Source organism: Streptomyces sp. NBC_01551, from assembly GCF_026339935.1.
Lineage (GTDB): Bacteria > Actinomycetota > Actinomycetes > Streptomycetales > Streptomycetaceae > Streptomyces.
The window spans coordinates 1-8,291 of sequence record NZ_JAPEPX010000014.1 but is presented as its reverse complement, the minus strand read 5'-3'; the positions used below and the strand labels follow the sequence as shown (position 1 = coordinate 8,291).

General features: G+C 76.4%; 1 pseudogene. It reads left to right on the top strand.

From position 1 onward, the window contains the following. Positions 1 to 8,291: pseudogene (locus OG982_RS30845) on the top strand (type I polyketide synthase); the annotation flags it as partial.

Genomic DNA, 8,291 nt, shown 5'->3' with positions numbered 1-8,291 from the left:
CGGTGCAGGCGCTGCGGGGCGGCGAGTGCTCGCTGGCGCTCGCGGGCGGTGTCACGGTCATGTCCAGCCCGCGCGCCTTCGTGCAGTTCAGCCGGCAGCGCGGGCTCGCCCCCGACGGCCGGTGCAAGCCGTTCGCCGACGGCGCCGACGGCACCGGCTGGGGCGAGGGCGTCGGAATGCTCCTCGTCGAGAAGCTCTCCGACGCCCGCCGCCTCGGCCACCCCGTACTCGCCGTGGTCCGCGGCTCCGCGATCAACCAGGACGGCGCGAGCAACGGCCTGACGGCCCCCAACGGGCCGTCGCAGCAGCGCGTCATCCGCCAGGCGCTCACCAACGCCGGGCTCACCCCGGCGCAGGTCGACGTCATCGAGGCGCACGGCACCGGCACCACCCTCGGCGACCCCATCGAGGCCCAGGCCATCCTGGCCACCTACGGCCAGAACCGGCCCGAGGGCCGACCGCTGTGGCTGGGCTCCATCAAGTCCAACATCGGGCACACCCAGGCCGCTGCCGGTGTCGCGGGCATCATCAAGATGGTCGAGGCGATACGGCACGGCGTCCTGCCCGAGTCGCTCCACATCGACCAGCCGTCCAGCGCCGTCGACTGGAGTACCGGCGACGTCGAACTGCTCACCCGGGCCGTGCCGTGGCCCGAGACCGGCCAGCCGCGCCGCGCCGGCATCTCCTCCTTCGGCGTCAGCGGCACCAACGCCCACACCGTCATCGAGCAGGCCCCGCCCGCCGACGCACCCGGCGCGGACGCGAAGACCGACGGCACGGGCGCCACCGACAGCGCTGACGCCGCGGTGGACGCGGAAGGTGCCACCGGGCCCGTGCCGCTGCTGGTCTCCGGCCAGGGCGACGACGCCCTGCGCGCCCAGGCCGCCCGCCTCGCCGCCCACCTGCGGGCCCACCCCGCACTCGCGGCGGACCCCGCCGCCCTGACCGACCTCGGCTTCTCCCTCGCCACCAGCCGCTCCGCCCTCGACCGCCGGGCCGTCCTCTTCGCCGCCGACCGCGAGCAGCTGCTGGCCGACCTCGACGCGCTCGCCGCCGGCGAGCAGCCCGCGACCGCCGTCCTCGGCGCCGCCGGCGACGGCAACACCGCCTTCCTCTTCACCGGCCAGGGCAGCCAGCGCGCCGGCATGGGCCGCGAGCTGTACGCCACCCACCCCGGCTTCGCCCGCGCCCTCGACGCGGTCCGCGACGAACTCGACCGGCACCTCGAACGCCCCCTGTACGAGGTGCTGTTCGCCGCCGAAGACACCCCCGAGGCGGCGCTGCTCGACGCGACCGCCTACACCCAGGCCGCCCTGTTCGCCGTCGAGGTCGCCCTCTACCGCCAGCTCGAACAGTGGGGCGTCACCGCCGACTTCCTCATCGGGCACTCCATCGGCGAACTCGCCGCCGCCCACGTCTCCGGCGTCCTCACCCTCCCCGACGCGGCCGCCCTCGTGGCCGCCCGCGGCCGCCTCATGCAGGCCCTGCCCGCCGGCGGCTCGATGATCGCCGTCGAGGCCACCGAGGACGAGGTCACCCCGCTCCTCACCGACCGGGTGTCCATCGCCGCCGTCAACGGCCCCCGCTCCGTGGTCGTCTCCGGCCACGAGGACGCCGCCGAGGAGATCGCCGAGGCCCTGCGCGCCCGCGGCCGGCGCACCAAGCGGCTCACCGTCAGCCACGCCTTCCACTCGCCGCTCATGGACGGCATGCTCGACGCGTTCCGGGAAGCCGCCGAAGCCGTCTCCTACGCGCCGCCCGTCATCCCGATCGTCTCGAACCTCACCGGCGCCTCCGTCACCGCCGAGGAGATCTGCACCGCCGACTACTGGGTCCGCCACGTCCGCGAGGCCGTCCGCTTCCACGACGGGGTACGCGGCCTGGCCGCGCTCGGCGTCACCACCTTCGTCGAGGTCGGCCCCGGCGGAGTCCTCACCGCCCTCGCACAGGACTGCCTCACCGGCGAGAACGACCGGGACGACGCCGTCTTCGTCCCCGCCCTGCGCGCCGACCGCCCCGAACCGGCCGCGTTCGCCGCCGCCGTCGCCCAGGCCCACGCGCACGGCGTCCGGGCCGACTGGTCCGCCGTCTTCGCCGGGCGCGGTGCCACCCGCGTCGACCTGCCCACGTACGCCTTCCAGCGGGGCCACTACTGGCCCGAACAGCCCACCGCCTGGACCGGCGACGTCACCGCCGCCGGCATCGGCTCCGCCGACCACCCGCTCCTCGGCGCCGCCATCGCCCTGGCCGACGGCGACGGCTACCTCTTCACCGGCCGGCTCTCCCTGGCCACCCACCCCTGGCTCGCCGACCACACGGTCATGGACACCGTGCTGCTGCCCGGCACCGCCTTCGTGGAACTCGCCCTCCAGGCCGGCGAGCACACCGGCTGCGAACTCCTCGACGAGCTCACCCTCCAGGCCCCCCTCGCCCTGCCCCCGCACGGCGGCGTCCAGATCCAGCTCGCCGTCGGCGCCCCCGACACCGACGGACGGCGCTCGCTGACCCTGCACTCCCGGCCCGAGGACGCCGCCGACGACACCTGGGGCGAAGGCGCCTGGACCCGGCACGCCACCGGCTTCCTCACCCCCGCCGGCGCCCGCCCCGCGCCGCGCGCCGGCGCCGACCTCACGACCTGGCCGCCGCAGGACGCCACCGCCGTCCCCGTCGAGGGCCTCTACGAGCACCTCACCGCCTCCGGCTTCGCCTACGGACCCGTCTTCCAGGGCCTGACCGCCGCCTGGCAGCGCGCCGACGAGGTCTTCGCCGAGGTCCGCCTGCCCGAGCAGGCGCACGCCGAGGCCGCCCTTTTCGGCCTGCACCCCGCCCTGCTGGACGCCGCCCTGCACGCCGTCGGCATGGGCTCCCTGCTGGAGGACACCGAGCACGGCAGGCTGCCGTTCTCCTGGAGCGGCGTCAGCCTCCGCGCCGTCGGCGCCCGCGCCCTGCGCGTCCGCCTCGCGCCCGCCGGCCAGGACACCGTCTCCGTGGACCTCGCCGACGAGTCCGGCGCGCCCGTCGCCTCCGTCGACGCGCTGCTGCTGCGCCCCGTCACCCCCGACCAGGTACGGGCGGCCCGCACCGCCTTCCACGACTCGCTGTTCCGCGTCGAGTGGAGCCCGCTGGCCCTGCCGGCCGCCACCACCGTCGCCCCCGGCCAGTGGGCCCTGCTCGGCGCGGCCGGGGCCGGCCCCCGCTTCACCGCCGTGCTGCCCACCGCCGCCGCGCACGGCGACCTCGCCGCCCTCGCCGCGGCCATCGAGGCCGGCGGCCCCGTACCGCAGGCCGTCGTCGTCCCGTCCCCGCCGTGGACGCGCCCGCGCGGACCACCGTCGACGCCGCGCTGTCCGCCGCCGTCCGCGACGCGCTGCACCACGCCCTGGACCTCGCCCGGGCCTGGCTCGCCGACGCCCGCTTCGACGGCTCCCGGCTGGTGTTCGTCACCCACGGCGCCGTCGCCACCGCCGGCGCCTGCGACGTGGCCGACCTGGCGCACGCCCCGCTGTGGGGCCTGCTGCGCTCGGCCCAGTCCGAGCACCCCGACCGGTTCGTCCTGCTCGACCTGGACGACCGCGAGGAGTCCCTGCGCGCCCTGCCCGCAGCGCTCGCCACCGCCGAGCCGCAGCTCGCCCTGCGCGAGGGCCGCGCCGTCGTCCCCCGGCTCGGCCGCGTCCCCGCCCTGCCCGCCCCCGAGGGGCAGGAGGCCCGCCCGCTCGACGCGGACGGCACCGCCCTGGTCACCGGCGCCACCGGCACCCTCGGCGGGCTCGTCGCCCGCCACCTGGTCACCGAACACGGCGTCCGCCGCCTGCTGCTGACCAGCCGCCGCGGCGAGGCCGCCGCCGGAGCCGGCGAACTCCTCGAAGAACTCCGCGCCCTGGGCGCCGAGGCCACCCTCGCCGCCTGCGACGTCGCCGACCGCGAGGCCCTCGCCGCGCTGCTGGCCTCCGTACCGGCCGAACACCCGCTGACCGCCGTCGTCCACACCGCCGGCGTCCTCGACGACGGCATCCTCGAGGCGCTCACCCCCGAGCGGCTCGACCACGTCCTGCCCGCCAAGGTCGACGCGGCCGTCCACCTGCACGAACTGACCCGCGACGCCGACCTCGCCGCGTTCGTCCTGTTCTCCGCCGCCGCCGGCACCCTCGGCGCCGCCGGACAGGCCAACTACGCCGCCGCCAACACCTTCCTCGACGCCCTCGCCCACCGCCGCCGCGCCGAAGGCCTGCCCGCCACCGCGCTCGCCTGGGGCCTGTGGGCCGAACGCAGCGGCATGACCGGCGACCTCGCCGACACCGACCTGGAGCGGATCTCCCGCGCCGGAGTCGCCGCGCTGTCCTCCGCCGAGGGCCTCGCCCTCATGGACACCGCCCGCGCCACCGGCGAGGCCACCGCCGTCCCGATGCACCTCGACCTGGCCGCCCTGCGCCAGGCCGACGCGAGCATGGTGCCCCCGCTGCTGCGCGGCCTGGTCCGGCCCGCCGCGCGCCGGGCCGCCGCCGCCCAGGGCGCCGCGCCCGCCGACGGCCTCACCGAGCGGCTGCTGCCGCTGACCGCCGCCGAGCGCGACCGGCTGCTGCTGGCCACCGTCCGCGTCCAGGTCGCCGCCGTCCTCGGCTTCCCCGGCCCCGACGCAGTCGACCCCGGCCGGGCCTTCAAGGAACTCGGCTTCGACTCGCTCACGGCCGTCGAGCTGCGCAACCGCCTCGGCTCGGCCACCGGCGTCCGGCTGCCCGCCACTCTCGTCTTCGACTACCCCACCCCGAACGCGCTCGCCGCGTTCCTGCGCACCGAACTCCTCGGTGACCAGGCGGCCCAGGCCCCGGCCGCCACCACCGCCACCACCCGGGCCGTCGCCGACGAGCCCATCGCCATCGTCGCCATGAGCTGCCGCTACCCCGGCGGTGTCAACACCCCCGAGGAGCTGTGGCAGCTCGTCGCCGGCTCCGCCGACGCGATCTCCCCGTTCCCCACCGACCGCGGCTGGAACCTCGACGCGCTCTACGACTCCGACCCCGGCCGGGCCGGCACCTCGTACACCCGCGAGGGCGGCTTCCTGCACGACGCCGCCGACTTCGACCCGGACGTCTTCGGCATCAACCCGCGCGAGGCCCTCGCCATGGACCCGCACCAGCGGCTCCTGCTGGAGACCTCCTGGGAGGCCTTCGAACGCGCCGGGATCGACCCCGCCTCCGTCCGCGGCAGCCGCACCGGCGTCTTCGCCGGCGTCATGTACCACGACTACCTGACCCGGCTCCCGGCCGTCCCCGAGGGCCTGGAGGGCTACCTCGGCACCGGCACCGCCGGAAGCGTCGCCTCCGGCCGCATCTCCTACACCTTCGGCCTCGAAGGCCCCGCCGTCACCATCGACACGGCCTGCTCCTCCTCCCTCGTCGCCCTGCACTTGGCCGCGCAGGCCCTGCGCAGCGGAGAATGCGACATGGCGCTCGCCGGCGGCGTCACCGTCATGTCCACCCCGGACACCTTCATCGACTTCAGCCGCCAGCGCGGCCTGTCCACCGACGGCCGCTGCAAGTCCTTCTCCGCCGACGCCGACGGCACCGGCTGGGCCGAGGGCGCCGGCATGATCCTCGTCGAGCGGCTCTCCGACGCCCGCCGCAACGGCCACCCGGTCCTGGCCGTCGTCCGTGGCACCGCCGTGAACCAGGACGGCGCCTCCAACGGCCTCACCGCCCCCAACGGGCCCTCCCAGCAGCGCGTCATCCGCGAGGCCCTCGCGCACGCCGGACTGACCACCGCCGACGTCGACGCCGTCGAGGCCCACGGCACCGGCACCACCCTCGGCGACCCCATCGAGGCCCAGGCCCTGCTCGCCACCTACGGCCAGAACCGGCCCGAGGACCGGCCGCTGCGGCTGGGCTCCATCAAGTCCAACATCGGCCACACCCAGGCCGCCGCCGGCGCCGCGGGCATCATCAAGATGGTGCAGGCGATGCGCCACGGCGTCCTGCCCGCGTCGCTGCACATCGGCGAGCCGTCCCCGCACATCGACTGGAGCGCCGGCGCCGTCGAACTGCTGACGGAAGCCGCCGCCTGGCCCGAGACGGGCCGCCCCCGCCGCGCGGGCATCTCCTCCTTCGGCGTCAGCGGCACCAACGCGCACGTCATCATCGAACAGCCGCCCGCCCAGCAGGACACGGACCGCGACGGCGACCCGGCCGGCGCGGCCGCCGAGTCCGCCGCCCCGCTGCCGTTCCTCCTCTCCGGCCGGACCCCCGACGCGCTGCGCGCCCAGGCCGCCCGGCTCGCCGACCACCTCGCGCTGCACCCCGAGGCGGACCCGGCCGACGTGGCGTTCTCCCTGGCCACCACCCGTACCGCCCTGGACCGCAGGGCCGTCGTCGTCGCCGGCGACCGTGACGGACTCCTCACCGGACTCGCCGCCCTCGCCGAGGGCCGCGACAGCGCCCGGCTCGTGCGGCACGACGCCGCCGACGGCCGGCTCGCCGTCCTCTTCACCGGACAGGGCAGCCAGCGCCCCGGCATGGGCCGCGAACTGTACGCCGCCCACCCCGCCTTCGCCGCCGCCCTCGACGAGGTGTGCGCCGCCCTGGACCCGCACCTCGAACAGCCCCTCAAGGACATCCTGTTCGCCGAGGACGGCGACCTCCTGAACCGGACCGGCCACACCCAGCCCGCCCTGTTCGCGCTGGAGACCGCGCTCTACCGCCTCGTCGCGTCCTGGGGCGTGCACCCCGACTTCGTCGCCGGCCACTCCATAGGCGAGATCACCGCCGCGCACGTCGCGGGCGTCCTCTCGCTGCCCGACGCGGCCGCCCTCGTCGCCGCCCGCGGCCGCCTCATGGAAGCACTGCCCCAGGGCGGCGCCATGATCGCGCTGACCGCCACCGAGGACGAGGTCCGGCCGCTGCTCGCCGGCCACGAGGACCGGATCGGCATCGCCGCCGTCAACTCCGCCTCCGCCGTCGTCGTCTCAGGCGAGGAGACCCTCGCGCTGGAGATCGCCGCCGAGTTCGAGCGGCGCGGCCGCCGGACCAAGCGGCTCACCGTCAGCCACGCCTTCCACTCCCCGCTGATGGACGGCATGCTCGACGCCTTCCGCGACGTCGCCGCCTCCCTCACCTACCACGCGCCCGTCATCCCCGTCGTCACCCACCTCACCGGAGCCGTGGCGGGCGACGAACTGCGCACCCCCGAGCACTGGGTCTCCCACGTCCGCGAGGCCGTCCGCTTCCTCGACGGCATCCGCACCCTGGACGCCGAGCACGTCACCACGTACCTCGAACTCGGCCCGCAGGGCGTCCTGTCCGGCCTCGGACGCGACTGCCTCACCGACACCGACGACGCCACCGACGCCGTGTTCGTCCCCGCCCTGCGCCGCGACCGCGGCGAGGCCGAGGCGCTCACCGCCGCGATGGCCGCCGTCCACACCCGCGCCGTCCCCCTCGACTGGCCCGCGTACTTCGCCGCGACCGGCGCCCGCCGCGTCGACCTGCCCACGTACGCCTTCCAGCGCCGCCGGTTCTGGCTCGAAGCCCCCGCCGGATTCATCGGGGACGTCGAATCGGCGGGCCTGGGCGCCGCCCACCACCCGCTGCTCGGCGCCGCCGTCCCGCTCGCCGACGGCGAGGGCTTCCTGTTCACCGGCCGCCTCTCCCTCGACACCCACCCCTGGCTCGCCGACCACGCCGTCATGGGTACGGTCCTGCTGCCCGGCACCGCCTTCGTCGAACTCGCCGTCCGCGCAGGCGACCAGGCCGGCTGCGACGTCCTCGAGGAACTCACCCTCGAAGCCCCGCTGGTCCTCGCCCCGCACGCCGCGGTACGCCTCCAGATCGTGGTCAGCGCACCCGACCAGGACGGCCGACGGACCCTCGACCTGTACTCCGGCGACCCCGACGCCGCCGACGACGAGCCCTGGACCCGGCACGCCGCGGGCGTCCTCGCCACCGGCGCGCCGCGCCCCGCCTTCGACCTCACCGCCTGGCCCCCGCCCGGCGCCGAGGCCGTCACCGTCGACGGCCTGTACGAGCACCTCGGCCAGGGCGGCTTCGCCTACGGGCCCGTCTTCCAGGGCCTGCGCGCCGCCTGGACCCTCGGCGACGACGTCTACGCCGAGGTGGCCCTGCCCGACGACCGGCACACCGAGGCCACCCGCTTCGGCCTGCACCCGGCGCTCCTCGACGCCGCCCTGCACGCCACGTTCGTCTCCTCCGACGGCGACCGGCAGGCCGGACTGCCGTTCTCCTGGCGCGGGGTGTCCCTGCACGCCGTCGGGGCGTCCGCGCTGCGCGTCCGCCTCACCGCGG